25 protein-coding genes and 1 riboswitch are annotated in these 24248 nt (G+C 65.4%); of the genes, 10 read left to right on the top strand and 15 right to left on the bottom strand.

From position 1 onward, the window contains the following. Position 1: 1 nt before the first annotated feature. Positions 2-1120 carry an SPFH domain-containing protein gene (locus HOY44_RS14325; protein WP_008330564.1) on the top strand — a complete coding sequence of 373 codons (1119 nt, stop codon included), beginning with the start codon at positions 2-4 and terminating at the stop codon, positions 1118-1120. Between the two features lie 33 nt (positions 1121-1153). On the opposite strand, the gene HOY44_RS14320 is transcribed toward HOY44_RS14325, so the two are convergent. Further along, the gene (locus HOY44_RS14320; RefSeq protein ID WP_287435529.1) at positions 1154-1729 is read right to left on the bottom strand and encodes a hypothetical protein; all 576 of its coding nucleotides are present in this window, start codon (positions 1727-1729) and stop codon (positions 1154-1156) included. Between the two features lie 169 nt (positions 1730-1898). Between HOY44_RS14320 and HOY44_RS14315 the strand changes: the two genes are divergently transcribed. The 5 genes from HOY44_RS14315 to dtd all read left to right on the top strand — a co-directional run bounded on the left by HOY44_RS14315 (position 1899) and on the right by dtd (position 5477). Then, positions 1899-2264 carry a hypothetical protein gene (locus tag HOY44_RS14315; RefSeq protein ID WP_287435527.1) on the top strand — a complete coding sequence of 122 codons (366 nt, stop codon included), beginning with the start codon at positions 1899-1901 and terminating at the stop codon, positions 2262-2264. Beyond that, complete coding sequence (locus HOY44_RS14310) at positions 2254-3375, top strand: TFIIB-type zinc finger domain-containing protein (protein WP_287435525.1); 1122 nt, start codon at positions 2254-2256, stop codon at positions 3373-3375. Before HOY44_RS14315 ends, HOY44_RS14310 begins: the two co-directional genes overlap by 11 nt. A 34-nt stretch (positions 3376-3409) precedes the next feature. Next, positions 3410-4081 (top strand): nitroreductase, encoded by a 672-nt coding sequence (locus tag HOY44_RS14305; protein WP_287435523.1) that lies wholly within the window; start codon positions 3410-3412, stop codon positions 4079-4081. Between the two features lie 62 nt (positions 4082-4143). Continuing rightward, positions 4144-5043, top strand: coding sequence for a carbohydrate kinase family protein (locus tag HOY44_RS14300; RefSeq protein WP_287435521.1), 900 nt, complete (start codon positions 4144-4146; stop codon positions 5041-5043). Next, on the top strand, positions 5040-5477 hold the full coding sequence (gene dtd, locus HOY44_RS14295; protein WP_287435519.1) for a D-aminoacyl-tRNA deacylase: 438 nt from the start codon (positions 5040-5042) through the stop codon (positions 5475-5477). Before HOY44_RS14300 ends, dtd begins: the two co-directional genes overlap by 4 nt. A 7-nt stretch (positions 5478-5484) precedes the next feature. On the opposite strand, the gene HOY44_RS14290 is transcribed toward dtd, so the two are convergent. The 6 genes from HOY44_RS14290 to HOY44_RS14265 form a co-directional block, all read right to left on the bottom strand. Further along, complete coding sequence (locus HOY44_RS14290) at positions 5485-6336, bottom strand: oxygenase MpaB family protein (RefSeq protein WP_287435517.1); 852 nt, start codon at positions 6334-6336, stop codon at positions 5485-5487. Between the two features lie 74 nt (positions 6337-6410). Next, complete coding sequence (locus tag HOY44_RS14285; RefSeq protein ID WP_287435515.1) at positions 6411-6866, bottom strand: hypothetical protein; 456 nt, start codon at positions 6864-6866, stop codon at positions 6411-6413. 3 nt (positions 6867-6869) lie between these two features. Beyond that, positions 6870-8141: an agmatinase family protein gene (locus HOY44_RS14280; RefSeq protein WP_287435513.1), complete on the bottom strand. Its 1272-nt coding sequence runs from the start codon at positions 8139-8141 to the stop codon at positions 6870-6872. 91 nt (positions 8142-8232) lie between these two features. Further along, on the bottom strand, positions 8233-9003 hold the full coding sequence (locus tag HOY44_RS14275) for an ABC transporter ATP-binding protein (RefSeq protein ID WP_287435511.1): 771 nt from the start codon (positions 9001-9003) through the stop codon (positions 8233-8235). Beyond that, positions 9000-9812, bottom strand: a complete 813-nt coding sequence (locus HOY44_RS14270; protein ID WP_287435510.1) for an ABC transporter permease — start codon at positions 9810-9812, stop codon at positions 9000-9002. Before HOY44_RS14270 ends, HOY44_RS14275 begins: the two co-directional genes overlap by 4 nt. A gap of 52 nt (positions 9813-9864) precedes the next feature. Beyond that, complete coding sequence (locus HOY44_RS14265) at positions 9865-10932, bottom strand: putative urea ABC transporter substrate-binding protein (protein WP_287435508.1); 1068 nt, start codon at positions 10930-10932, stop codon at positions 9865-9867. 94 nt (positions 10933-11026) lie between these two features. Continuing rightward, positions 11027-11136: riboswitch (guanidine-I (ykkC/yxkD leader) on the bottom strand. Between the two features lie 207 nt (positions 11137-11343). Here HOY44_RS14265 and HOY44_RS14260 point away from each other — a divergent pair. Beyond that, positions 11344-12858 carry a glycosyltransferase family 2 protein gene (locus HOY44_RS14260; RefSeq protein ID WP_287435506.1) on the top strand — a complete coding sequence of 505 codons (1515 nt, stop codon included), beginning with the start codon at positions 11344-11346 and terminating at the stop codon, positions 12856-12858. On the opposite strand, the gene HOY44_RS14255 is transcribed toward HOY44_RS14260, so the two are convergent. The 8 genes from HOY44_RS14255 to choX form a co-directional block, all read right to left on the bottom strand. Continuing rightward, positions 12855-13220: a GFA family protein gene (locus tag HOY44_RS14255; protein WP_287435504.1), complete on the bottom strand. Its 366-nt coding sequence runs from the start codon at positions 13218-13220 to the stop codon at positions 12855-12857. The two genes, HOY44_RS14260 and HOY44_RS14255, sit on opposite strands and share 4 nt — an antisense overlap. A gap of 43 nt (positions 13221-13263) precedes the next feature. Further along, the gene (locus tag HOY44_RS14250) at positions 13264-15765 is read right to left on the bottom strand and encodes a GcvT family protein (RefSeq protein ID WP_287435503.1); all 2502 of its coding nucleotides are present in this window, start codon (positions 15763-15765) and stop codon (positions 13264-13266) included. Positions 15766-15855: 90 nt separating this feature from the next. Then, the gene (locus tag HOY44_RS14245) at positions 15856-16533 is read right to left on the bottom strand and encodes a hypothetical protein (protein WP_008330585.1); all 678 of its coding nucleotides are present in this window, start codon (positions 16531-16533) and stop codon (positions 15856-15858) included. A 74-nt stretch (positions 16534-16607) separates the two neighbouring features. Then, positions 16608-17627 (bottom strand): choline ABC transporter ATP-binding protein, encoded by a 1020-nt coding sequence (gene choV / locus HOY44_RS14240; RefSeq protein WP_008330586.1) that lies wholly within the window; start codon positions 17625-17627, stop codon positions 16608-16610. Next, positions 17624-18457 carry a choline ABC transporter permease subunit gene (gene choW / locus HOY44_RS14235; RefSeq protein WP_008330587.1) on the bottom strand — a complete coding sequence of 278 codons (834 nt, stop codon included), beginning with the start codon at positions 18455-18457 and terminating at the stop codon, positions 17624-17626. Before choW ends, choV begins: the two co-directional genes overlap by 4 nt. Positions 18458-18464: 7 nt before the next feature. Beyond that, positions 18465-19064 carry a hypothetical protein gene (locus HOY44_RS14230; protein WP_287435500.1) on the bottom strand — a complete coding sequence of 200 codons (600 nt, stop codon included), beginning with the start codon at positions 19062-19064 and terminating at the stop codon, positions 18465-18467. Then, entirely contained in the window at positions 19061-19648 is a 588-nt protein-coding gene (locus HOY44_RS14225; protein ID WP_008330589.1) for a hypothetical protein, read from the bottom strand. Before HOY44_RS14225 ends, HOY44_RS14230 begins: the two co-directional genes overlap by 4 nt. A gap of 39 nt (positions 19649-19687) precedes the next feature. Further along, positions 19688-20611 (bottom strand): choline ABC transporter substrate-binding protein, encoded by a 924-nt coding sequence (gene choX, locus HOY44_RS14220; RefSeq protein WP_138423599.1) that lies wholly within the window; start codon positions 20609-20611, stop codon positions 19688-19690. Positions 20612-20689: 78 nt separating this feature from the next. On the opposite strand from choX, the gene betI reads away from it, so the two are divergent. Genes betI through betB form a run of 3 tightly spaced genes read left to right on the top strand, consistent with a single transcriptional unit; the run spans position 20690 to position 24229 of the window. Next, positions 20690-21265: a choline-binding transcriptional repressor BetI gene (gene betI / locus HOY44_RS14215; RefSeq protein ID WP_287435497.1), complete on the top strand. Its 576-nt coding sequence runs from the start codon at positions 20690-20692 to the stop codon at positions 21263-21265. Further along, complete coding sequence (gene betC / locus HOY44_RS14210) at positions 21262-22770, top strand: choline-sulfatase (protein WP_287435496.1); 1509 nt, start codon at positions 21262-21264, stop codon at positions 22768-22770. The genes betI and betC overlap by 4 nt, the downstream gene beginning before the upstream one ends. A gap of 1 nt (position 22771) precedes the next feature. Then, positions 22772-24229 (top strand): betaine-aldehyde dehydrogenase, encoded by a 1458-nt coding sequence (gene betB, locus HOY44_RS14205; protein WP_287435494.1) that lies wholly within the window; start codon positions 22772-22774, stop codon positions 24227-24229. Positions 24230-24248: the final 19 nt, after the last annotated feature.

Raw genomic sequence — 24248 nt, 5'->3', positions numbered from 1 at the left:
AATGGGCATTCTGGATTTCCTGAGCGGGCAATTCATCGACGTCATTCACTGGACGGACGATACCCGCGACACGATGGTCTGGCGGTTCGAGCGCGAAGGCCACGAGATCAAGTACGGCGCGAAGCTGACCGTGCGCGAGGGTCAGGCGGCGGTATTCGTGCATGAGGGGCAACTGGCGGATGTGTTCACGCCGGGGCTTTACATGCTCGAAACCAACAACATGCCGATCATGACCTCGCTTCAGCACTGGGACCACGGGTTCAAGTCGCCGTTCAAGTCGGAAATCTATTACGTCAACACGACCCGGTTCACCGACCTCAAATGGGGCACGAAGAACCCGATCATGTGCCGCGACCCCGAGTTCGGCCCGGTGCGCCTGCGCGCCTTCGGCACCTATGCCGTGCGGGTGACCGACCCGGCCCTGTTCCTTCAGGAAATCGTCGGCACGGATGGCGAGTTCACGATGGACGAGGTCAGCTTCCAGATCCGCAACATCATCGTTCAGAGCTTTTCCCGCGTGATCGCAGGGTCGGGCATCCCGGTGCTCGACATGGCGGCGAACACGCAGGAACTGGGCAAGATGGTGGCGAACGAGATCACCAAGATCGTGGCGGATTACGGCCTTGCGATCCCCGAATTCTACATCGAGAACATTTCGCTTCCCCCGGCGGTCGAAGAGGCGCTGGACAAGCGCACCTCGCGCGGGCTGGCGGGCAATCTCGACGAGCACATGAAATGGTCGGCCGCCGAGGCGCTGCAAAAGGGCGGTGCCGCCTCCGAAGGCATGGGCGCGGCGATGGGCATGGGTCTGGGCATGGCGATGGCGCAGGGTGCCGGGACGATGCAGGGCCCGTGGGGCGCCGCCCCCGCGCCCGCCGCAGCCCGCCCCGCACCGCCGCCCCCGCCGCCGGCCGAGAAGGTCTGGCACATCGCCGAGAACGGCGAGACCAAAGGCCCGTTCAGCCGCGCCACGATGGGGCAAAAGGCCGGGGCCGGTGAGGTCACGCGCGAGACGATGGTGTGGACCGCCGGGCAGGACGGCTGGATGAAGGCCGAGGACGTGGCCGACCTCGCCACGCTGTTCACGGTCATGCCGCCGCCCCCGCCGCCTGCGGTCTGAGGCGTCGCACCGATCGGTGGATTGGCACCCACCCTACGGTCGTTTGGCTTGTCGGGTGGGGCCAAACCCACCACCCGTCGCGCGGCTCTCGCTCATGAGCATCGACGGGCGGCAGGCATCCGCAGGGAAATCGTAGCTCTCGACCCGTTCGGCGGGAAACGGCGTGGCAGGCGGCATCTGGCTGTCGGCGATCAGGCGACCGTCGATGCAGATGTCCTGCGCGTAGTTGCCGATGTTGAACCCGAAGCCTTCGGGGCCGCAGTCGGTGCCGTAGCCGTCCATGTTCCAGGCCTGCGGCATCGGATCGGCGGGACCGAAGGGAACGAACCGCTCGGCTTCGGTGTCGAAGGTCAGAATCCACGTCGTTTCGGGGATCAACATGCCCAGCGCCCAGCGCCCCACGGGCAGGTCGCCTTTGCGCCCTTCGATGACGAAGCACTGCACGTCGCCCTCGTATATCCGCCCGAGCGACAGTTTCGCGGCGTCGAAGGACATCGCCCCCTCGAAGGCGTAGCCCCCCGCGCCCTGCCATGTGAAGCGATAGATCGCGTCCTCGGCGAAGGCACTTGCGGGCATGGCGAGCAGGGCGAGGATCAGGGCGGTGCGCATCGGGTCTCCGGTCTCGGGCTGGGCTCAGGATAGGCGGGCCTCGCCCACATGCAACAACCTCGGCAATGACGGTTTGCGCCTCGGCGCCCCCATGCTACCCCTGTCGCGAACGACACCCGCGCGCAGGTTTTCCGATGCTTTCGATCTCAGACACAGGCAGGCCGCCCAGATGACCCGGATCGCCCGCTCGCCGGATTGCGGCAACAGCCCGAAGAACCAGACGACCGAGGCGATCGCGCTTGCCCTCATGGGGGTCGGGGCGCTGGACGACGGTCTGTTGGCCGAAGGCGCGTCCTGGGACCGCTTCGGGGCCGGGATCACCGGGCGCGATGCCATACAGGCCGCGCGGGCCGAGACGCCGGATCACGAATGGATCGAGATTTCCGAGGTGGTGAGCCACGGCAAGGCGGGGTCGGTTTCGGGCCGCCTGCAACGCGCGGGCGAGGCCCCCCGCATCTTCTGCCACGTGATCCGCTTCACCTCGGCCTCGGCCAGACAGATCGCCCAAATCGTGAGTTTCGACCATGCAGGATGACACCAACCCGCTCGACACCGTAAGCCCGATGGAGGAGCACCGCTTTCCCTGCGACCAATGCGGGGCCGATATGCGGTTCAACGCGGCGGCAGGCGAACTGGTCTGCGACCATTGCGGCAACGTCACCAAGATCGAGGGCCACGGCGGCCATGTGAGCGCCATTCAGGAACTCGACTTCCGCGCCGCACTGGACGCAAAGCTGCCCGAGGCCGAGATCGAGGAAACCCGCGTCGCCAAATGCCCCAATTGCGGGGCGCAGGTGGAGTTCGACGAAAAGACCCACGCCAAGGAATGCCCGTTCTGCGCGACGCCGGTGGTGACGGATACGGGCGTGCATCGCCACATCAAACCCAAGGGCCTACTGCCCTTCGGGGTCGAGGAGCGCGCGGCGCATGAGGCGATGAACAAGTGGCTGGGCAAGCTCTGGTTCGCCCCCAACGGCTTGCAGCAATACGCGCGCAAGGGTCGCCGGATGTCGGGTATCTACGTGCCCTACTGGACTTTCGACGCCGATACCAAGTCGCGGTACACGGGCGAGCACGGCACGGTCTATTACGTGACCAAGACGGTCATGCGCGACGGCAAGCAGGTGCAGGTGCAGGAACAGCGCGTGCGCTGGCGGCCTGCGGCGGGGACCGTGAAGCGGTTCTTCGACGATGTTCTGGTGCTCGCCTCGCGCTCGCTGCCCAAGAGCTTCACCGACAACCTCGCGCCGTGGGATCTGGCCGCGCTGGAACCGTATCGCCCGGAATACCTCGCCGGATACCGGGCCGAGGGCTATTCGGTGGAACTGCCGGACGGGTATGACGAAGCGCGGCGCTATATGGATCAGGTGATCCTGCGCGACGTGAAATTCGACATCGGCGGGGATCGCCAGCGGGTGCATTCGGTGAACACCACCGTGCGCGACGTGACGTTCAAACACATTCTGCTTCCCGTCTGGCTCGCCGCCTACAAGTATCGCGGCAAGACCTATCGCTTCGTGGTGAACGGACGAACCGGGAAGGTGCAGGGCGAACGCCCGTGGTCGTGGATCAAGATCACCATCGCGGTGGTGCTGGGTCTGATCGTGGCGGGGGTCGTGGGATATTTCGCCAGTCAGGCGCAGTAGCCTGCCCGCGCAGCCGTGCCGTTGAGAGGACCAGATGAACCGTTACGATACCCTGTTCGACATCCTGAAAAGCCGCCACTCCTGCCGCGCGTTCAAGCCGGATCAGGTCGCGCGGGAAGACATCGAGGCGATCCTTCTGGCCGCGCAGCGCGTGCCGTCCTGGTGCAATGCCCAGCCGTGGAAGGTGTCGGTGACCTCGGGCGACGAGACCGAGCGGCTTCGCGAGGCGCTTGGCGCTGCGGTCACCCAAGGCAAACCCGCGCCGGATATTCCCTTTCCCGAGGGCTACACGGGCGATCACCGGGAACGGCGGCGCACCTGCGGCTGGCAGCTTTACGAGGCCGTCGGCGTCGAAAAGGGCGACCGGGCGGGGTCCGCGCGCGAGATGATGAAGAACTACAGTTTCTTCGGCGCGCCGCATGTGGCGATGATCACGTCGGGCCGCGAATTGGGCAGCTACGGCGCGCTGGATACGGGCGGGTTCATCACCGCCTTCACCCTCGCGGCCGAGGCACGGGGGATCGCCACGATCGCGCAGGCGGCTCCGGCGGCGTTCTCGCCTGCCCTGCATGACTTTTTCGGGCTGGGCGAGGATCGGCTGGCGCTGTGCGTGATCTCGTTCGGCTACAGCGACACCGCGCATCCGGCGAACGGGTTCCGCACGGCGCGCGCGCCACTGGACGACTGGGTCGACTGGCGCGGGTGATTGCGCAATCCGCGCGGGGCCGCTAGGACTGATACCGCTAACAACCGACCCGGAGTTCTGCCATGATCCTGTGCTGTGGAGAGGCGCTGATCGACATGCTGCCGCGTGAGAGCACGGGCGGCGAACCCGCCTTCGCGCCCTACCCCGGCGGCGCCGTGTTCAACACCGCCATCGCGCTGGGGCGGCTCGGGGTCGAGACCTCGTTCTTCTCCGGCCTGTCGCGGGATCTGTTCGGCGAGATGCTGGAAACGGCGCTGGGGGCCTCGCACGTCGATGCGGGCGTCGCGGTGCGCTCGGACCGGCCGACAACGCTGGCCTTCGTCAAGCTGGTGGACGGTCAGGCGCGGTATGCGTTCTACGACGAGAACACGGCGGGGCGGATGCTGACGCCCGCCGACCTGCCCGATGTCACCGAGGCCGAAGCCCTGTTTTTCGGGGGAATTTCACTGGTCGTGGACCCCTGCGGCGCAGCCTATGAGGCGCTGATGCTGCGCGAGGCGGGCAAGCGGGTGACGATGATCGACCCCAATATCCGACCCGGTTTCATCACCGACGAACGCGCCTATCGGGCGCGGATCGAACGGATGCTGGCGGTCGCCGATATCGTGAAGATCTCGGACGAGGATATGGATTGGCTCGGCACCGATGCGGATGAGATTCTGGCGAACGGCGCGGCGCTGGTCTGTGTGACCGAAGGGGCCAAAGGGGTCGTCGGCCAATGGCGCGGCGGCTCGGTGCGGGCCGAGGCGCAGCGGGTTCAGGTGGTCGATACCGTCGGGGCGGGCGACACGTTCAACGCGGGGCTTCTGGCGGGCCTGTCGCAGGCCGGGCTGCTCGACAAGACGGCGCTGGCCCAACTGGACGAGGCCAAGGTGATGCCCGCGCTGGAGCTCGGCAACCGCGCGGCTGCGATCACCGTGTCGCGGGCCGGGGCCAACCCGCCGTGGGCGAACGAGCTGTGAGGGCGCTGGTCCAACGGGTGAGCGAAGCCGCCGTCCGGGTGGATGGCGCGGTCGTGGGCGAGATCGGCGCGGGGCTGTTGATCCTCGTCTGTGCGATGGACGGCGATGCCGAGGCGAATGCCGACACGCTGGCCGCCAAGGTCGCGAAACTGCGGATTTTCAAGGACGAGGCGGACAAGATGAACCGCTCGCTTCTGGACACGGGCGGGGCGGCGCTGGTGGTGAGCCAGTTCACGCTGGCCGCCGACACGCGCTCGGGCAACCGTCCGGGGTTTTCCACGGCGGCGCGACCCGACGAGGGCGAGCGGCTGTACGAATATTTCGCGGATCAATTGCGCGCGCAGGGCGTCGAGGTCGCGCAAGGGCGGTTCGGCGCGGACATGAAAGTGTCGCTGGTGAACGACGGGCCGGTGACCATCTGGATGGAGTTCTGATGCGCCGCTATTCCGCCGCGCGCAGGGGGCCGTTGCCCAGTTCCGAAATCACGTAGCCGCCGGGATAGGTCGGGCGGCGGCGCGCGGTGATGAGGCGCGGTTTCTTGCGGCGTGGAAGTTTGCCAAGCACCCATTTGCGCGCCGCCATCGCCCGTTCCACCGTCTTGCGCACCCCGCGCGAGGGCGGCTCAAACCCCATCGCGAGGATTAGGGGGCCGTCCATCAGGGCGAGGGCCGCGGGACGGGCGAGAGAAAAAAGCGGGCGCGGCAGGTAGAACCCCAGAAGCAGGTCGAGCGAGACGACGGCGATCCGGTGGTTGCTCTCGGCGTAGCGGAACTGCGCGCCTTCATAGGCGCAGTTCAGGGCGTCTAAGGCGGCGTAATCGGCCGGAATGCCGGAGATGCCCATGCGTGCGCCCAAGGCGCGGTAGTAGTTGGTCCAAGCCCGCACTTCGTCGTCGCTGAACGGGCGCTTGGCATAGCGCGCGCACCATCGGACGGGTTCGCAGACGAAGGTGGTCAGCACGTAGAGCATGTCGTCGTTCGAGATGCGGAAGCGCCCGTGGATCGCGTTGATCCGCGCCACCGCCTCGGCCCCGCGATCCGAGTCCAGCCCGTGTTCCATCGGTTCGGACAGCAGAAGCTCGGTGTCGTCATACCGTTTGCGCGGCTCGGCCTCGAACTTGCCGGTGCGCACCAGAAGGCCCGAGATCGACGGCACCGCGTAGGTGCGGAAGAGCGCGAATTCGAGCGATTTTTCGATGTCCCACGCGAATTCGATCGCGCCGAGCCAGCGGCAAATCTCTTCGTACTCGGTGTCGGGGTCGCGCCCCAGCCCGCTCGTCTCGGTGATCGTCATGCCTTTGTCCCGTCAGGCCCGTGTCCCATCAGGCCCTGCCGCCACTATTGCGGGCGGCAGGGCCTTGGGCAAGGTCAGGCTTCGATCTCGTGCTTGCGGGCATGAAGGAAGTCGCGCAAATCGAGCACGGATTTCTCGTCCATCGAAACATAGATCAGCGACATATTCGTCCGCTCGCGCACCATTTCGCCGGGGAACGGCAGGTAGCTGAGTTCGCGCGACCCGAAACTGGGCGACGCGGTGCCGACCTGCCAGTCGGTCGTCAATTCAACGTCCACCAGCTTCAGCGCCTTGTCGCCCCCCTGCCCCGGACGTTCGAACGGGACGCCCGCGAGTTTCAGGTAACTCGTCTTGTCGGCGGCCTTCACGAACCCGTCGATGAACTGGGCGGCAAGCACCTGAAGGTCCGCCGCCTCGTCATGGTGGTGCATGTGCGAATGCAGGTGGTCGGCGTCATGCGGGTGGTTGTGATCGTGCGGGTGATGGTGCCCGTGATCGTGATGATGGTGGTGCGGGTGGTCATGCGGCATGGATCAGCCCCCGACCTTGTGCGGATGCGGGTTGGACCAGCGCTTGCCCTCGAACGCGCCATGCGGGAACTGCACCGGCTTGTCGATCAGCGGCTTGTGCTTGCCCAATGTGCCGTGGCTGACCATCGCGCCCAGAACGTCGACGATCACCCGCGTGCCCATGAGCGCGGTGATGTCCGAGGTGTCGTAGGGGGGAGAGACCTCCACCAGTTCGAGCCCACACAGCCCCTCTTTCGCGACACCTGAGGCCAGCGCCAGCGCCTCACGCGGAAGGAAACCGCCGGGTTCAGGCCAGCCGGTCCCGGGAACGAAACCGCAGTCGATCGAGTCGATGTCGAAGGACATATAGACCATGTCGACCCCGTCCCACGCCATCTCGAGCGCCATTTCGACGGTCTTGTCGATGCCCATCTTTTCCACGTCCGCCATCGTGATGATGTTGGTCTGCCGCTCGCGCGCGACCTTCACCGCCTCGCGCGGCACTTGCCAGCCGCCGATCCCGATCTGGACGAGGTTCTTGGCGGGCACGTTGGGCATATTCGTCGCGTGGAACCACGGCGTCGTGTGCATCCGTTCGTCGAGGTCTTTTTCCTGAATGTCGGCGTGGCGGTCGAAGTGGACGATGCCGATCTTCTTCGACGTGACTTCCGCGATCCCGCGCACACAAGGAAACCCGATGGAGTGGTCGCCGCCGATCATGATCGGGAAGCTGCCGGAAGATGCCACATGGCTCACCGCCCGCGTGATCTGGTCGAAGGATTTCTCGAGGTTCGCGGGGATCGTGAACACGTCGCCCGCATCGCAGAGCGTCATCTGTTCGCGCAGGTCGACGCCGATTTCGTAGTTGTAGGGCGTGTAAAGCGACGAGATTTTGCGCACGCCCTGCGGGCCGAACCGGGTGCCGGGGCGATAGGTCGTGCCGCCGTCGAACGGGATACCAAGGACGGTCGCGTCGTAATGCGCGACCTCCAGCACATCCTCGGCATAGGGCGCTTTAAGGAACGTGTTGATGCCCGCGTAATGCGGCAGCTCACCCCGCGCGAAGGTCGGGATCGACTTGTCTTCGATGCTGTCCGCGCCGGTCAGCCCCATGCGCAGCGCCCAGCGGCGCTCCTCGTCCCAGCGGCCTTCGGGCAGGTCGCCCTCTTTCTGCATCGCTTTCCAGCCGCCCAGCTTGGTGAGGTCCGGGTGGTGTTCGCGCCGCTCACGGGCGTCCAGCCGGGCCGCGAGGTCGCGGGGATGGTGGGATCGGGTGTGTCTCGGGGTCGAAAACATCGCTGTCTCCTGTCGTCATGCCGCGTCTCGCGGCGCTTCCGGGCCTTGGTTTCATCGCCATGCGGAGCCCGGGGGCGCATGACGTGTCGGGTCAGCTGACGTGGGCCAGCGAGGGGTAGAGGTCGAGGATGCGCTGGAACGGGATTCCCCGGTCGCGGGCGTCGAAGTCATAGGTGATGGTCGCACCGAAGGCGCCGGGGTCGTGCGGATCCCAGCGCGGCTTGTCGAAGACGAGGACGCGGTCGCCCAGCTTGAAGCCCTCTTCCAGATCGTGGGTGACCATGAAGACGGTCATCTTGGTTTCGGCGCGCAGCTCGGTGAGGAACTGGTGCATCGAGAGCCGCGTGCCGGGGTCGAGCGCGCCGAAGGGTTCGTCCAGCAGCAGGATGCGGGGTTTGGCGGTGAGCGCCTGCCCGATGGCGAGGCGCTGCTGCATCCCGCCCGACAGGCTCACCGGGTACTGATCGGCCACGTGGTTGAGGCCGATCCGGTCGAGCATGGCGTCAGCGCGTTCCAGCGCCTCCCGACGCTTGGCCCCGCGCAGGCGGCCGGATGCGGTCTGAAACCCCTCGCCCGCCACGATGTTCTGGCGCACGGTGAGATGGGGGAAGACCGAATATTTCTGGAACACCACGCCGCGCTCCAACCCCGGTTCGACCGCAGGCTCGCCGCCGTCGATGGAAATGACGCCGCGCGTGGGCCGTTCTTCGGCCAGAAGCATGCGCAGGAAGGTGGATTTGCCGCAGCCGGAGGCCCCGACGATCGAGATGAACTCGCCCTCGTTCACCTCGACGTTCACGCGTTCGAGGATCGGGCGGCCCCCGTAGCTTTGGAACACGTCGCGGACGGAAACGAAACTCATAGCCCGGCCTCCATCCACGGGAACGCCTTGCGGGTCAGGAGCCTGAGCGCCCAGTCGATGAGGAAGGCCAGGAGCGTGATCCAGATGACGTAGGTGAGGATGACCTCCATCGCGAGGTAACGGCGGACGAGGAAGATGCGGTAGCCAAGGCCCACGTCCGAGGCGACGGCTTCGGCGGCGATCAGGAAAAGCCATGCGGAGCCGAGCGACAGGCGGACGTTGGCGATGAGGCGCGGCAGGATTTGTGGGAGCGCCACGCGGGCGGCGATGACCCATGTGGAGGCGCCGAGGGTCTGCGCCTTGACGATCTGTTCGTGCGGGATGTCGAGCACCCGCTGGCTGAGATCGCGGGTCATGAAGGGCGTGATGCCGATGACGATGAGCACGATCTTGGAGGTTTCGCCAAGGCCGAACACGATGAACAAGATCGGCAGCAGCGCGAGCGGCGGCACCATCGACAGCACCGCGACGAAGCCCGAGAGGCCGCGCCGCGCGTAGGGCAAAAGACCGATGAGCATCCCGAGGATGAGCGAGGTCAGCGCCGCGATCCCCACACCGCCCAGAAGCCGGAGCAGCGAGGCGGCGGTGTCGCGCCACAAAAGGATTTCTCCCGAACGGCGGTCAGGCTCGGTGAACAGCCGAATCGCGGTGTCGAGGATCGTGCCGGGCGCGGGCAGCAGCTTGTCCGACGGGTTCGCGGCCAGCCGAATCTCGGACCCGATGGCATAGGCGATGGCGACGGCCACGAAGGGGGCCGCCGCGAGGGCGACCGCGAGGGGCCGGGTCGGGGATCGGTTGATGAGACGCATGGGTCAGCCTTGGGACAAGGCGGGGCCGCGCGAACGGCCCCGCGACGCGTGCTTACAACTCGCCGTCGGCGGCCATCTGCATGTAAGTGGCGTTGTAGCGGAACTTGACGTTGTTCTCGTCGCCGCTGGTCGACCCGTCCGGATAGGCCACGCCCACGAAGTCCGCGCTTGGTGCGCCCTCGCCAAGGATGCCCTTGTCGAACAGGAACTCGGCCACATTGGTCATCGTCGTCGGCAGATCGGCGGACGAGGCCTGCGCAACGGCATCGGCCGGGTCATAGAACATCTCGGTCGCGGCGAGCTGTGCCTTGTAGCCCTCAAGATCGGTGCCGGACGCTTCGGCCATCGCGGTCAGCGCCTCTTCGTCGCCTGCGGCCATGAGGGCCATGACTTCGTACCACGCGCCCACCAGCGCCTTGCCGAAGTCCGGGTTGTCGGCCAGCGTTTCCGAGTTCACGACCATGAGGTCGAGGATTTCGCCGGGAATGGCGGACGAGTCGAACACGTTGGTCGCGTCGGGGTTGCTGCCGAGGATTTCCGACACCAGCGGGTTCCACGTCACGACCGCCTGCACATCGTCGGTGGCATAGGCCGCGATCATGTCGGCATCCGAGGTGTTGATGACCCCGTCCAGATCACGCTCTGCCAGCCCGACGCTGTCGAGGCCGCGGGCGAGCAGGTAATGCGACACCGACAGTTCGACGAGGTTCACGGGCTTGCCCGCAAGGTCTTCGATCGTGCCCTCGCCCTTGAGGATCACCGCGTCGTTGCCGTTGGAATAGTCACCGATGATGAGTGCTGTGGTGTCCACGCCGCCGCCCGAGGGGATCGAGAGCGTGTCCATGTTGGTGGCCGACACGCCGTCGAAGGCGCCTGCGGTGTATTGGTTGATCGACTCGACGTAGTCGTTGATCTGCACGATCTCGACGTCGATGCCGTATTTCTCGGCCCATTTGTCCATGATGCCGCTGTCTTCCAGATAGCCCCACGGCATCCAGCCGACATAGATGGACCAAGCCACCTTGAACTCGGTCTTTTCCTCGGCCTGAGCCGGAGCGAGAGATGCGCCGAGGACGCCGAGAGAGAGCGCCCAAGCGGACAGGATGTTCGTTTTGGTCATGATGTTCCCCGTTCTGCGTCCCGCCTTTGACTGGTCGGGTTCCGGTCCACTGGCGGAACAAAGAGATTGGGCGCGGACGAAACCAGCGCAGTATGTCTCCCGGGATTTTGGCCCGCCGTGTGCCCCTTCGGAATTTGCCGGAGAGGTGACGCTTCTCGGACCAGACCCGCGTTTTGGCGCGGCGGAACCCTAAGCGTCCTGCACGTCAAGGTGAGCGCAAGCGCGATTTCCGCGTCAACCGAGAACCGAACGCGGCGGGGCGCGGGCACGACAATGGCGCACAAATGCGCGGCGTTGGTGCAAAAATGGGCAGCCGCTGTCTGGATCGTGGCCCCGAAAGGGCCGCCCGGCTTGGCCTTGCCGCCTCGCTCCACTAGACGTTCTGGCGAGGGACAAGGGAGTCACCGGCGCATGGCGACGGACACAGGGCAGACCGACAGGCCGCGCGTTTCGGTGATTATCCCGGTGCATGGGGTCGAGGCCTATATCGAGGACTGTATCGCTTCGGTTCAGGCGCAGGATCTGGCGTCGCTGGAAATCATCACGGTCAACGACGTGTCGCCGGACGACGCGCAACGGGTGATCGACCGTCTTGCCGCCGACGATCCCCGGATCAGGCCGATGGTTCTGAGCGAGAACGTCGGACAGGGTTTTGCGCGCAACCGGGCGCTGGAGGTGGCGACGGGCGAGTATGTCTGGTTCATCGACGGCGACGACTGGATGCCAGACCCCGGCTTTCTGTCGCGGGCCGTCGCGCTCGCCGATACGACCGCGAGCGACATGGTGCGCGGGCGAAAGCTGTATCACGCGGTGGAGCGCAAACCGGGCCAGCCGCTGCGGCTGGTGCCGGACGAGGCGGAACGGCGGTTTTCTGAAACGCGCGCGGGCATCGCCTTGGCCGACGATCCCTTCATTCTGGAAAGCTGGCACTTCTGGCTGTGGCTCTATCGCCGGTCCTTTCTGGACGACCACGGCATCCGGTTCGCCCTGACCCAGATGGAGGAGCGGCCTTTCGTGGTCGAGGCGCTGTTGCGCGCGGACCGGATCTCGCTCCTCGCTGTCGAGGCGACGCGCTATCGCCAGCGGGCGCAGTCGACAATGCGGCGGGCGCGCACGATGGAGGACAACGCGCGCCTTCTGCAAAACCTCGCGCTGGTGGTGGACAGCTTCGACAAGGCCGGGGCGGTCGACCGCGCGAGCCCTTTGCGCGCGCATCTGAACGTGGCGATGACGCAATTTCTGGAGATCCTGTTCTTCCGCGAGGCCTTTGCCGATGTGCGCACCCGGTCGCAATCGGATCGGAATGCGTTCTGGCGGCAGGCGTCGGCAGCCTTTCGGCGCGCGGCCTTCACGCCCGCCGACATCGTGCCGGGGCTGGCCGGGCAGAACGACGCGGCGCTGGAAGCGCACGCCTATCACCTTGCGGTCGCCGGGCTTGGTGCCGACGATCCCGCGGTAACAGCTCTGGCGGTCGATTTCGGGTTTCCGCCCGAGCCGGGCGAGGTGCCGGATGCGGTGGCGCGGGCGCTGGCGGATTACGCGGCGCACCGTCCGGGGGCCCATGCGACGCACCGCAGCGCGTCGACGGTGGTCAATTACGGCCTGTTCGGCTGGCGTCTCTGGGGCCTCGCCCCCGTGCTCGCGCTCGTCGTGCCGCGTGCCCAGCGCGCTGCGTTTCGGGCGGAACCCTCGACCTACGCGCACCGCCATTGGGCGCGCGGGGCCGCGCTTGCCTTTCCGACCGGCGATCCGGCACGGCCCTTCCGGTTCTGGATGCCCGTCTTCGCCCGCATCCTCGCAGCGCAGGGGCTGGCGGGCCACGTCCCGCGCTTTCGCCGCGATCCGGTGAAATTCGTGCGCACCCTCGCGACGCCGTTGGAGCGATTGGCCGGGCGGCTGCTTTTTCCGGCGGGCGAGCTTCGCTAGTCCAGAAAGGTCCAGCTGTCCGCCCCGTCGAACTGGCGGATGCGGATGCCGTCGATCGCGCGCGGGTCGTCAGCCAGACGAAGGTTGAACGCGCGGTTGTCGTCGGCCTGCCCCTGCCAGTGGGTGACGCAGCCGCAGGTCGCGCAGTGGTGGAAGGCGAGCGATTTCTCACCACGCAGATAGGGAACCGTGTGGTCTTCGCCTTGCAGAAATCGCGCATTCGCTGGCGGTGAATAGCCCCAAAGGGCGTCATATCTTCTACAAGCCGAACAATTGCAGGAATTCAGCTTCGGCGGTCGGGTGATCTGAAACCGAACCGCGCCGCACAGGCAGGAGCAGGTTATGAGGTCGTCGTCGGGCATGGCCGCCTCCGGGGATACCCCCCGAAGGCTACCATGAAACCCGTCAGCCATCCACGCGGATGCGGGCGTTGGTCGGGTCGTGCGGGCTGTCCTCCACGATCTCGCAATCCCACAGGCGGTTCTGCATCTTGACCTTCAGCTTGGTCCCGACCTTGGCCAGTTCGGGTTTCACATAGCCCATGCCGATCTGCTTGCCGAAGGCGACCGAGTAGCCGCCCGAAGTCAGACGCCCGACCTTGGTGCCCGCGTCGAACAGCGCCTCGCGGCCCCAAGGGTCGGCATCTTCCGGCCCATCGATCAGGAGCGTGACGCACATCGAACGGATGCCTTTCGCCGCCATCTCGGCCTTGCCGTAGAAGTCCTTGTCCATGTCCACGAAGCGGTCCAACCCGGCCTCCATCGGGGTCGCGTCGCGGCCCAGTTCGGTGCCGAAGGCGCGGTAGGATTTCTCTTGCCGAAGCCAGTTCTGCGCCCGCGCACCCACGGGTTTCAGCCCGTGCTTCTCGCCCGCTTTCATCAACTGATCCCACAGGTAGTTCTGCATCTCGATCGGGTGGTGAAGCTCCCACCCAAGTTCGCCGGTATAGGCGACGCGGATCGCCATGACCGGGCACATCTTGAGTTCGATGTTGCGCATCGAGAGCCACGGGAAGCGTTTGTTGGACAGCGCGGTCGCGGGGTCGGCATCCACGATCAGCTCCTTGAGGATGTCGCGGGCATTGGGTCCGGCCAGCGCGAAGACGCCGTAACGGGTGGTCACGTCTTCGCGGTTGATGCGCCCGAATTCCTCTTCTTTGTCTTCGATGGCCTTGTAGAGGTAGTCCTCGTCGTAAGCCTGCACGCCGCCAGCGGAGACGAGGTAATAGCTATCCTCGGCCTCGCGCACGATGGTGTATTCGGTGCGGGTCGTGCCCGTGGACGTGAGCGCGTAGGTCAGGTTGATCCGGCCCACTTTCGGCAGTTTGTTGGTCGTGAACCAGTCGAGGAACGCGGTCGCGCCGGGGCCGGAAATGCGGTGTTTGGCAAAGGCCGAGGCATCGATCAGACCGGCGGTGTCGCGGATCGCCTGCGCTTCGGCCTTGGCGTAGTCCCACCAGCCGCCACGGCGGAAGGACCGCGCGTCGTGGTCGAAATCGTCGGACGCGTCGAGCGGGCCGTAGTAGTTCGGGCGCTCGAACCCGTTCACGCAGCCGAACTGTGCGCCCAGCGCCTTTTGCCGATCATAGGCGGGCGCGGTGCGAAGCGGGCGGCACGCGGGCCTTTCTTCGTCCGGGTGGTGCAGGATATAGACGTGGTCGTAGCATTCCTCGTTCTTGCGGGCCGCATATTCGGTCGTCATCCAGTCCTGCCCGTACCGCTTGGGGTCGAGCGCGGCCATGTCGATCTCGGCCTCGCCCTCGACCATCATCTGGGCAAGGTAATATCCGGTGCCGCCCGCTGCGGTGATCCCGAAGGAAAAGCCCTCGGCCAGCCACATATTGCGCAGGCCCGGGGCGGGGCCGACGAGCGGGTTGCCGTCGGGCGTGTAGCAGATCGGGCCGTTGAAATCGTCCTTGAGGCCGACCGTTTCCGAAGACGGAATGCGGTGGATCATCGACATGTATTCTTCTTCGATCCGGTCGAGGTCGAGCGGGAACAGGTCGGCCCGGAAGCTGTCGGGCACGCCGTGTTCGAACCGCGCGGGCGCGCCTTCTTCATAGGGGCCGAGAATCCAGCCGCCCCGTTCCTCGCGCACGTACCATTTGGCGTCGGCGTCGCGCAGCACCGGGTGCTGTGGTTGGGTCTTGCGGTATTCGACCAGCGCCGGATCGGGCTCGGTCACGATGAACTGATGCTCAACCGGAATCGCGGGCATCTTGATGCCCAAGAGCTGCGCGGTGCGCTGCGCGTGGTTGCCGGTCGCGGTCACCACATGCTCGGCGTGGATTTCAAAGGTCTCTTCGGTCGGAACGAGGTTTCCGCCCCGCTCGCCCATCACCGTGCCGCGCACGATCCAGTGGTCGCCCGCCCATTCGTAGCTGTCCACCTGCCGCTTGCGGATGATCTCGACCCCGCGCTGGCGCGCGCCTTTGGCCATCGCCATGGTGACGTCGGCGGGGTTGATGTAGCCATCGGTCGGGTGGAACAGCGCCCCGATCAGGTCTTCGGTGCGCAGAAGCGGCCAGCGGTCTTTGATCTCGGCGGGCGAGAGGAATTCGTAGGGGATGCCCACGGTGTCGGCGGTCGAGGCATAAAGCTGATACTCGTCCATCCGCGCCTGCGTCTGCGCCATGCGCAGGTTGCCGACGACGAAAAAGCCCGCGTCCAGCCCGGTTTCCTCTTCCAGCGTCTTGTAGAACTTGACCGAATAGTCGTGGATGTGGCTGGTCGCGTAGCCCATGTTGAAGAGCGGCAGGAGACCGGCGGCGTGCCATGTCGAACCCGAGGTCAGCTCGTCCCGCTCCAGAAGCGCCACGTCGGACCAGCCCGCTTTTGCCAGGTGATAGGCGATCGAGGTGCCCACGGCACCGCCCCCGACAACCAGAGCTTTCACTTGTTTCGCCATCACGCGACTCCCTTCCATGTCCGCGCCCAAAATGGCGCAACCGTGGGAAAGCGGGCAATTTGGCCCGACGCTTCGCGGTGCGAAAACGACCTAGCGCGCGTAGGCGGCGATGAAAGTGTCGACGGGCAGGATCGGGCGCAGGATGTCGGCCAATTCATCGACCTTGGCATCCTTGGGATCGAAGAGGACGTAACAGACGAAATCCTCGACCATCGCGGCCTGCTGTTCATATCCGTAGGTCAGGAACTCGCGCCCCGCTTCCGGCACCCAGAAATACGGGTCTTTCGACTCGATGCTTTCGCCTGCCGACACCAGCGGCGAGTAGTTCGTGCGCGCGCGGTTCTGCCATTGCCAGACATGGACAAGCTCATGCGCCATGATCGGTGCGACCGGGTAAAGCGCGCTGTCGGGCAGGCCCGCGAAGGCATCTTCGGGATACCAGCGGTAGGAAAAATAGATGTTGTCGTCGAGGACGAAGGCGGCGGGCCAATCCCAGTAGCGGCGCGGCGAGGGCTTGCGCACGCAAAGGTCATCGGGTGCCTTGCGCGGCGGCGGGGCGGCCTCGACCGGTTCGGACGGGTCGCGCAGCGCCGGATAATCGCGCGGCAGCGGCAGAACGCCTGCGCCCGCCAGAACCTCGATCCCCTCGATCTCCAGCGTGTCGCCGAAAAGGTTCTTGGCGAAAACGGTCTCGTTCGGGGTCAGGGTGCGCGCGCAGCCGGAGGCCAGGACCGTTGCGGCAAGAGTAAACAGAAGTGTTTTGCGCACGACGGACCTCGGAACTGCTCGTCGGGAAACCGTAACCGATTCCCCGCCGGATGAAAGCCCACCTTCCCGTGTGCCTAGCGCCCGCGCGGATCGACCAGTCGGGCGAGGACGCTGGATTGCGACACGCGGCCCAGCACGGCGCCGTCCTCGACCACCGACAGCGGGCCGCCCTGCCCCAGACGTTCCATCACCTCGCCCACCTTGGTGGCGGCGTCGATCTGCCCTTCGCCCTCGCCCGGCTCCATCACGTCGCGGGCGGTGAGCACGCCGAGCGGGTTCATATGAGCGACGAAATCGGCCACGTAGTCGTTGGCGGGGGCCGTGAAAATCTCACGCGGGGTGCCGCATTGAACGATGCGCCCGCCCTCCATGATCGCGATGCGGTCGCCGATCTTGAATGCTTCGTCCAGATCGTGACTGACGAAGATGATCGTGCATTTGAACCGTTCCTGAAGGTCGAGAAGCTCGTCCTGAAGCCGGGTGCGGATCAGGGGGTCGAGCGCCGAATAGGGCTCGTCCATCAACAGGATCGGCGCGCCGGTGGCAAAGGCGCGGGCAAGGCCCACGCGCTGCTGCATCCCGCCCGACAGTTCGCCCACCATCCGGTCGGCCCAGTCGGTCAGCCCCACGATTTCCAACTGTTCGTCCACCTTGGCCGTGCGCTCGGCCCGCGATTGTCCGCCCAGTTCCAGCCCCAGCCCGACGTTGTCGCGCACGGTGCGCCACGGGAGCAGCCCGAACTGCTGGAACACCATCGACACCTTGTTGAGCCGGATATGGCGCAAGGTCGCCGCGTCGGCATGGGTGACATCGACCATCTGCCCGCCGTCGGACACGCGCACCGAACCGCGCACCACCGGGTTCAGCCCGTTCACAGCGCGCAAAAGCGTGGACTTGCCGGAGCCGGACAGCCCCATGAGCACGAGGATCTCGCCCTCGGCCACGTCGAGCTTGCAGTCGTGCACGCCCAGCACTTGCCCGGTTTCTTCCTGAACGGCGGCGCGGTCCTGCCCCTCGTCCATGAGCGGAAGCGCCTGATCCGGCTGGTCGCCGAACACGATCGAGACGTTGTCGAATTCCACGGCATTTGTCATTTGCGTTCGATCCTCAGCATGCGGTCGAGGATGATGGCCACGACGACGATGACGAAGCCGCTTTCAAACCCCAGCGCCGTGTTCACTTGATTGAGCGCGCGCACGACCGGAACGCCCAGCCCGTCTGCACCGACGAGGGCCGCGATGACGACCATCGACAGCGACAGCATGATCGTCTGGTTGAGGCCCGTCATGATCTGCGGCAGCGCGTAGGGCAGTTCGACTTTCCACAAAAGCTGCCGCCCGGTCGCGCCAAAGGCCTGCGCGGCTTCTTTCAGCGCCATCGGGGTCGAGGATATGCCGAGGTGCGTCAGCCGGATCGGCGCGGGGAGCACGAAGATCACGGTGGCCAAGAGGCCCGGCACCATGCCGATGCCGAAGAACACGATGGCCGGGATCAGGTAGACGAAGGTCGGCAGCGTCTGCATCAGGTCCAAGACGGGCCTCATCCCGGCGTAGAGTTTCGGCCGATGCGCCGCCGCGATGCCGATGGGCACCCCGATCGCCATGCAGACCACGCAGGCCGACAGGACGAGGGTGAGGCTTTCGGTCGTCTCCTCCCAATACCCCTGATTCATGATGAACAGGAAACCGAGGACGACGAAGACCACGATCTTCCAGTTCTTTTGCAAAAACCACGTCAGCACCGCGAAGACGGCCACGATCAACAGGGGCGGCGGCGTTTGCAGCACCCAGAGGATCGCGTCGATCATGGTTTCGCCCGCGACGGATATCCAGTCGAACACCGGGCCGCCCACGTCCTGAAGCCAGTCGAAGACGTCACGCGCCACCTTGCCGACCGGGATTTTCGTATCTTCGAGCCAGTCCATGTGCCCCCTATCGTGCCACGTCGGCGGATGTGCCGATCCAAGTGTAGTCGTAAAGTGTCTCGTCCCCATCCGGCGTGATCCGCCGTTCGGACAGGATCGCGCCGATTTCGGGCGCATATTCGACCTCGCGGGTGTCGATCTCGCCGGTCGCGCCCGCCTCCATCACCCGGATCGTCCAGGTGTCATAGGTGCAGTCGAGGATGCCGCGCGTGCCGTCGCCGACATGGTTGAACAGCACCGGCCGCGTCGTTTCCTCGCTCATCGAAACCTCGGTCAACGAGAGCGAAACATCGCCGAGACGGGCGAGGTCGTCGAGCGCCCCGGTGTCGCCGGTATAGGACAGAAGCCGCACCTCGCCTCCCTCGTTCACCGACGTGGGCGCAAGCGCATGGTCGTAGGTCAGGGTGACCACCGATTTCACCTCGTCGGCATCGGTGATGAGGCGCACTTCGTTGAACCCGTCGGGGCGCAGTTCGATATCGGCGCGGATGAAGATCGGTTCGTTCTGAACCAGCACGATCCCCTCACGCAGGTCGGCCCGCGTGGGACAGGTCGCCATCGCGGGACCGGCGGCGACGATCAGGGCGAGCGTCGTGATGCGTCTCATTCGATCTCTCCCACCACGGCGCCGTCGTATTCGACGACCGAAAGCGTGCGGCCACGCGGATCGACCTGTTCCGTGCGCACGACCACGCCCAGATCGGGCGCGTAGTCCCACAGGAAATGGATCGGCTCCATGCCTTCGATCGCGTTCTCGTTTCGCAGGACCCAGGTGTCGTAGACGCAGTCGCCGATCCTGACCCGGCCCTCGCCCTCGTAAAACAGGCGATAGTGACCCGTGCCGAAGCGTTTTCCGTCGACGATCAGCCCGAACATGGCGGCGAAATCCCCGGTCTCGTCGACCTTCAACGCGGCATCCATATCGGCCATGTAGTCGAAAGAGATAATGCCGTTCGCGCTTTCCTGCTGTTCGACGGCAAGCGCGTTGGCGTAGGTCGAGGCGCGACGCACTTCGCCCTCCAGCCGCGACATCTGGCGGTATTCGGTCAGAACGCCGTCCTCTTCGCGATACATCACCTTGAACAGGGGCGAGGCGCGCACGAGCGTCACGCCCTCGGCCAGATCGGCCTTGGTCGGGCAGGCCGCCATGGCAGGTGACGACAAGAGCAGTGAGACGAGGATCGCGCGCATATGGAAAGGGCGGCAGGTTCCCCCGCCGCCCGTCCGGTCTTAGTCGAGCGCGGCGGTCACGGCTTCGACCGCATCGCCACCGTCCTTGGTGGTCACGCCGTCGAGCCAGGGCTTCCAGGCATCCGGGTTCGCGGCAAGCCAGGCGGAGGCCGCATCGGTCGGGTCTTCGCCATCGTTCAGGATCGCGCCCATGATCTCGTTCTCCATGGCGAGGGTGAACTTGAGATTGCCGAGAAGCGCGCCGACGTTCGGGCATTCTTCGACATAGCCGGCACGGGTGTTGGTATAGACCGTCGCGCCGCCCAGATCGGGGCCGAAGAATTCGTCACCGCCGGTCAGGTAACCCATCTCGAAGTTGGCGTTCATCGGATGCGGCTCCCACCCCAGGAACACGATGGGTTCGTCGCGCTTGGTGGCGCGGTCGACCTGCGCCAGCATCCCCTGCTCGGAGCTTTCGACCACTTCGAAGCCTTCGAGGTCGAAGGCGTTGCCCTCGATCATGTCCATGATAAGCCGGTTGCCGTCGTTGCCCGGCTCGATGCCGTAGATCTTGCCTTCGAGCGCCTCGCGCTGGCTGGCGATGTCGCCGAAGTCGGCGATGCCGAGGTCCATGGCGGCCTTGTTCACGGCAAGGGTGTATTTCGCGCCCTCGAGGTTTTCACGGACGGTCACGACCGTTCCGGCCTCACGATAGGGGGCGATGTCGCCTTCCATCGTGGGCATCCAGTTGCCGAGGAAGATGTCGATGTCGCCTTCGGCCATCGAAGTATAGGTCACCGGCACGGACAGCACCTTGATGTCGGTTTCATAGCCCAGCGCATCGAGGATCACGGTCGTCGCGGCCGTGGTCGCGGTGATGTCGGTCCAGCCGACGTCCGAAAACGTGACCTCGTCGCATTGCGCGAAAGCCGGGGCCGCAGCGGCACAGATCGCCAGCGCGGAAAGGGTCGTCTTGATGGTCATTCTATTGCTCCCTGTTTTTATTGATTGACGAGTCAATCAAAGAAGAACACTTTGGCGCCCGCGTTACAAGGGTGAGTTATGCCAAAGGTTGGAATGGAGCCTATTCGCCGAGAGGCGCTAGTGAAAGCAACGATTGCTGAAATCGGCGCGATGGGCTCGCTCGACGTGACGGTGAGCAAGATCGCCAAACGCGCGGGCATGTCCCCGGCCCTTGCGCATCACTACTTCGGGTCCAAGGACCGCATCCTTCTGGCCGCGATGCAGCACATCCTGACGACTTATGGCCATTGGGTGCGCGCGGAACTGGCGCAGGCCACCACGCCGCGCGCGCGGTTGGAGGCGATCATCCGCGCGTCCTTCGAAGCTGGGAATTTCGAGCCTGCGGTGATCGCCGCCTGGCTGAACTTCTACGTCCACGCGCAGGGCGATCCGGGCGGCGCGCGGCTCTTGCGGATTTATCACGCGCGCCTGCGGTCGAACCTGATCCACGATCTGCGCCCCCTCGCGGGCGACCGGGCGGCGGACATTGCCGAAACGCTCGCCGCGCTGATCGACGGCGTCTACATCCGCCACGCGCTCGGCACACCGCCCGATGGCGTGTCCGCCGTGGCCCGCGTGACCGACGTGCTCGACCGTCTGTTGGAGGCCAAATGACCAAGCCGAACATCCTGATCCTGATGGTGGACCAGTTGAACGGAACGCTGTTTCCCGATGGTCCTGCCGACTGGCTTCACGCCCCGAACCTGAAACGGCTCGCGGCAAAATCGGTGCGGTTCAAGAACGCCTACACCGCCTCGCCGCTCTGCGCGCCGGGGCGCGCGGCGTTCATGTCGGGGCAGCTTCCCAGCCGGAACGGGGTCTATGACAACGCCGCCGAGTTCAGGTCGGACATCCCCACCTATGCCCACCATCTGCGCCGGGCGGGCTATTACACGGCGCTGTCCGGCAAGATGCATTTCGTCGGCCCGGATCAGTTGCACGGGTTCGAGGAACGGCTGACCACCGACATCTACCCCGCCGATTTCGGCTGGACCCCGGATTACCGCAAACCCGGTGAGCGGATCGACTGGTGGTATCACAACATGGGCTCGGTCACCGGGTCGGGCGTCGCCGAGATTTCCAACCAGATGGAATACGACGACGAGGTCGCGCATTTCGCCAAGATGAAGGTCTATGACCTCGCCCGCGCCAAGGACGACCGCCCGTGGTGCCTGACGGTCAGCTTCACGCATCCGCACGATCCTTACGTGGCGCGCAAGAAATACTGGGATCTTTACGAGGACTGCGCGCATCTGCTGCCCGAAGTGCCCGCGATGGATTATGAGGACCACGACCCCCATTCCCAGCGCATCTTCGACGCGAACGACTGGCGCAGCTACGACATTTCGGACGACGATATTCGCCGGTCGCGCCGCGCCTATTTCGCCAACATCAGCTATCTCGACGACAAGATCGGGGAAATTCTTGAGGCGTTGGAGACGACGCGGCAGGAGGCGACGATCCTCTTTGTCTCGGACCACGGCGATATGCTGGGCGAGCGCGGGCTTTGGTTCAAGATGAGCTTCTTTGAGGGCTCTTCCCGCGTGCCGCTGATGATCGCCGCGCCCCAGTTCGAGCCGCGGCTTGAGGAAACGCCCGTCTCGACGCTCGACGTGACGCCGACGCTGGGCGAGTTGGCCGGGCTGGACCTGTCAGACATTCTGCCGTGGGTCGATGGGCAAAGCCTGTGCCCGGTCGCCTATCATCAGGCGCGCGAGACGCCGGTGAAGATCGAATACGCCGCCGAGGCGAGTTATGCGCCGCTCGTGGCGCTGGTGCAGGGCCGCTGGAAATACACCCGCTGCGCGCTGGACCCGGACCAGTTCTTCGATCTTGGGGCCGACCCGCAGGAACGGGTGAACCTTGCCGAAACCGAGCCGGAAAACCCCTTCCTTGCCGAGTTTCGCAAGATGGCGGATGCGGCGTGGGATCTGGAGCGGTTCGATGCCGATGTGCGCGCAAGCCAGGCCCGGCGCTGGGTCGTTTACGACGCACTTCGCAACGGCAGCTATTACCCGTGGGATTACCAGCCGCTGCAACGCGCCTCCGAACGCTACATGCGCAACCACATGGACCTGAACGAAGTCGAAGAAAGCCAGCGCTTTCCGCGAGGAGAATGACATGATCGACCCGAAACCGACCGCCAGCCATTTCATCGACGGCGCCTATGTCGAGGACGACAGCGGCACGCCGATCCCGGTGATCTATGCCGCGACGGGCGAGCAGATCGCGACCGTCCACGCCGCCACCCCCGCCCTCGTCGACCGGGCGATTGCCGCCGCCAAACGCGCCCAGCCCGCCTGGGCCGCGATGAGCGGGACCGAGCGGGGGCGCATTCTGCGCCGGGCCGCTGACCTGATCCGCGAACGCAACCGCGAGCTGTCGGAGCTTGAAACGCTCGACACCGGCAAGCCGTTGCAGGAAACACTGGTGGCCGACGCGACCTCGGGCGCGGACGCGCTTGAGTATTTCGGCGGGCTGGCCGGGGCGCTGACGGGCGAGCATATCCAGCTTCCGCGCGGCGATTTCGTCTATACCCGGCGCGAGGCGCTTGGGGTCTGCGTCGGCATCGGCGCGTGGAACTATCCCACCCAGATCGCCTGTTGGAAGGCCGCGCCCGCACTCGCCTGCGGCAATACCATGGTGTTCAAGCCGTCCGAGACGACGCCGCTCTGCGCCCTGAAAGTAGCGGAAATTCTGAAAGAAGCCGGCCTGCCCGACGGCGTGTTCAACGTGGTGAACGGCGCGGGCGAGGTCGGGGCGGCGCTGGTGGGCGACGACCGGGTCGCCAAGGTCTCGCTCACCGGATCGGTGCCGACCGGGCGCAAGGTCTATCAAGCGGCGGCGGCGGGCATGAAGCACGTCACGATGGAGCTTGGTGGCAAGTCCCCGATGATCGTGTTCGAGGACGCAGATATCGAGAACGCGATCTCGGGCGCGATCCTCGGCAATTTCTATTCGTCGGGGCAAATCTGCTCCAACGGCACGCGCGTCTTCGTGCATGCCGACATCAAGGAGGCGTTCCTGTCGCGGCTCGCTGAACGGCTGGGCAAAGCCGTCATGGGCGATCCGCTGGATGAGGCGACGAATTTTGGCCCGATGGTCAGCGAAGGCCAAATGAACATCGCCATGAACTACATCGCCAAGGGTGTCGAAGAAGGGGCGCGGCTGGTCGCGGGCGGCACGCGTGCGGATCGGGGCGGCTGGTATCTGGAACCCACCGTGTTCGCCGACGTCACCGACGACATGACCATCGCGCGGGAGGAGATTTTCGGCCCCGTCATGTGCGTCCTCGATTTCACGGACGAGGACGAGGTTATGGCCCGCGCCAACGCCACCGAATACGGGCTGGCGGCAGGCGTGTTCACCCGTGATCTGGCCCGCGCGCACCGCGTGGCCGCCGGGTTCGAGGCGGGCACCTGTTACATCAACACCTACAACGACGCGCCGGTGGAGGCGCCCTTCGGGGGCGTCAAAGCCTCGGGCGTCGGGCGCGAGAACTCCAAGGAAGCCATCAACCACTATTCCGAAGTGAAGTCGGTTTATGTGCGGATGGGCGACGTGGAAGCCCCGTTCTAGGCATCGAAAGGCGGGAATA

The sequence above is a fragment of the Maritimibacter sp. genome (assembly GCF_016774595.1).
Lineage (GTDB): Bacteria > Pseudomonadota > Alphaproteobacteria > Rhodobacterales > Rhodobacteraceae > Maritimibacter > Maritimibacter alkaliphilus.
The sequence above is the reverse complement of the archived record's forward strand: the minus strand, read 5'-3'. Positions and strand labels throughout refer to the sequence as shown.

Bases quoted from the DNA above. Each gene is read 5' to 3' on its own strand.
- HOY44_RS14315 (WP_287435527.1), top strand. From the start codon at position 1,899: ATGACCCGGATCGCCCGCTCGCCGGATTGCGGCAACAGCCCGAAGAAC.
- choV (WP_008330586.1), bottom strand. From the start codon at position 17,627: ATGACAAATGCCGTGGAATTCGACAACGTCTCGATCGTGTTCGGCGAC.
- HOY44_RS14260 (WP_287435506.1), top strand. From the start codon at position 11,344: ATGGCGACGGACACAGGGCAGACCGACAGGCCGCGCGTTTCGGTGATT.
- choW (WP_008330587.1), bottom strand. From the start codon at position 18,457: ATGGACTGGCTCGAAGATACGAAAATCCCGGTCGGCAAGGTGGCGCGT.
- choX (WP_138423599.1), bottom strand. From the start codon at position 20,611: ATGACCATCAAGACGACCCTTTCCGCGCTGGCGATCTGTGCCGCTGCG.
- HOY44_RS14250 (WP_287435503.1), bottom strand. From the start codon at position 15,765: ATGGCGAAACAAGTGAAAGCTCTGGTTGTCGGGGGCGGTGCCGTGGGC.
- HOY44_RS14275 (WP_287435511.1), bottom strand. From the start codon at position 9,003: ATGAGTTTCGTTTCCGTCCGCGACGTGTTCCAAAGCTACGGGGGCCGC.
- HOY44_RS14280 (WP_287435513.1), bottom strand. From the start codon at position 8,141: ATGTTTTCGACCCCGAGACACACCCGATCCCACCATCCCCGCGACCTC.
- HOY44_RS14300 (WP_287435521.1), top strand. From the start codon at position 4,144: ATGATCCTGTGCTGTGGAGAGGCGCTGATCGACATGCTGCCGCGTGAG.
- HOY44_RS14290 (WP_287435517.1), bottom strand. From the start codon at position 6,336: ATGACGATCACCGAGACGAGCGGGCTGGGGCGCGACCCCGACACCGAG.
- betB (WP_287435494.1), top strand. From the start codon at position 22,772: ATGATCGACCCGAAACCGACCGCCAGCCATTTCATCGACGGCGCCTAT.
- HOY44_RS14325 (WP_008330564.1), top strand. From the start codon at position 2: ATGGGCATTCTGGATTTCCTGAGCGGGCAATTCATCGACGTCATTCAC.
- HOY44_RS14265 (WP_287435508.1), bottom strand. From the start codon at position 10,932: ATGACCAAAACGAACATCCTGTCCGCTTGGGCGCTCTCTCTCGGCGTC.
- HOY44_RS14230 (WP_287435500.1), bottom strand. From the start codon at position 19,064: ATGAGACGCATCACGACGCTCGCCCTGATCGTCGCCGCCGGTCCCGCG.
- HOY44_RS14255 (WP_287435504.1), bottom strand. From the start codon at position 13,220: ATGCCCGACGACGACCTCATAACCTGCTCCTGCCTGTGCGGCGCGGTT.
- HOY44_RS14320 (WP_287435529.1), bottom strand. From the start codon at position 1,729: ATGCGCACCGCCCTGATCCTCGCCCTGCTCGCCATGCCCGCAAGTGCC.
- betC (WP_287435496.1), top strand. From the start codon at position 21,262: ATGACCAAGCCGAACATCCTGATCCTGATGGTGGACCAGTTGAACGGA.
- HOY44_RS14285 (WP_287435515.1), bottom strand. From the start codon at position 6,866: ATGCCGCATGACCACCCGCACCACCATCATCACGATCACGGGCACCAT.
- HOY44_RS14310 (WP_287435525.1), top strand. From the start codon at position 2,254: ATGCAGGATGACACCAACCCGCTCGACACCGTAAGCCCGATGGAGGAG.
- HOY44_RS14270 (WP_287435510.1), bottom strand. From the start codon at position 9,812: ATGCGTCTCATCAACCGATCCCCGACCCGGCCCCTCGCGGTCGCCCTC.
- betI (WP_287435497.1), top strand. From the start codon at position 20,690: ATGCCAAAGGTTGGAATGGAGCCTATTCGCCGAGAGGCGCTAGTGAAA.
- HOY44_RS14225 (WP_008330589.1), bottom strand. From the start codon at position 19,648: ATGCGCGCGATCCTCGTCTCACTGCTCTTGTCGTCACCTGCCATGGCG.
- HOY44_RS14305 (WP_287435523.1), top strand. From the start codon at position 3,410: ATGAACCGTTACGATACCCTGTTCGACATCCTGAAAAGCCGCCACTCC.